Source organism: Spirulina sp. CCY15215 (assembly GCF_016888125.1).
Taxonomy (GTDB): Bacteria; Cyanobacteriota; Cyanobacteriia; order Cyanobacteriales; family Spirulinaceae; genus CCY15215.
The window spans coordinates 1-741 of sequence record NZ_JACSWA010000089.1 but is presented as its reverse complement, the minus strand read 5'-3'; the positions used below and the strand labels follow the sequence as shown (position 1 = coordinate 741).

Annotated in this window: 1 protein-coding gene; it reads right to left on the bottom strand. The window is 40.4% G+C overall.

Annotated features, from left to right (window positions below):
* Positions 1 to 181: 181 nt before the first annotated feature.
* The coding region (locus JUI58_RS00390) for a tetratricopeptide repeat protein (protein WP_204101776.1) at positions 182 to 741 on the bottom strand (560 nt) is incomplete at its 5' end.

Genomic DNA, 741 nt, shown 5'->3' with positions numbered 1-741 from the left:
CAGGAGGATTGAATCGATTGAGTAATGTAATCCTTAACAAAAAAGCCAAAAATAGTTCAATTTTTCCTTGACAGGATTGACTTGACAATGATATTCTAACAGAGTGGGAATCTGTGCGTTCCTGTGAACCCGTTTTTAAGGGGAAAAATAAGAGATCGCGGTGCAATTTAGAGATTTATCTCTATTGGAAAAGATTGCCGATGAAACGACGGAAAGAACGGAAAAATTGACGGAGTTTTTGCCAAATATTCTGAGGTTGTCGGGAAGGAGGAGATTCTAAATTTTGTATGGCATTGTCGCAGTCTTGAACCTTGCGATCGAGTTTCATTTCTTGATAAAGTTGTTTTGCATTACGATATGCGCCAAGTGCGTCGGGGATGCGGTTGAGTTTAGATAAAACCTCCCCTAAATTTTCCCAAGAAATTGCCAAGCTGTGTAAGTTCCCAATATTTTGTTTAAGAGCAATTGCTTGTTGATAAAATAGAACGGCTTGGTGGTATTGAGTAATTGAATAATGTGCTTCTCCTAAATTATTCAAACACATAGCTTCACCAAGTCGATCTCCAATTTGGCGTTGAATTTCCAGAGATTGCTGATGGAGTGCGATCGCCTGTTGGTACTCTCCCAAGGAGTTGTAAGCAATGCCTAAATTGCCTAAAGAAGCAGCTTCTCCCCCTCTGTCTCCAATTTGGCGTTTAATTTCCAGTGATTGCTGATAGAGTGCGATCGCCTGTTGGTACT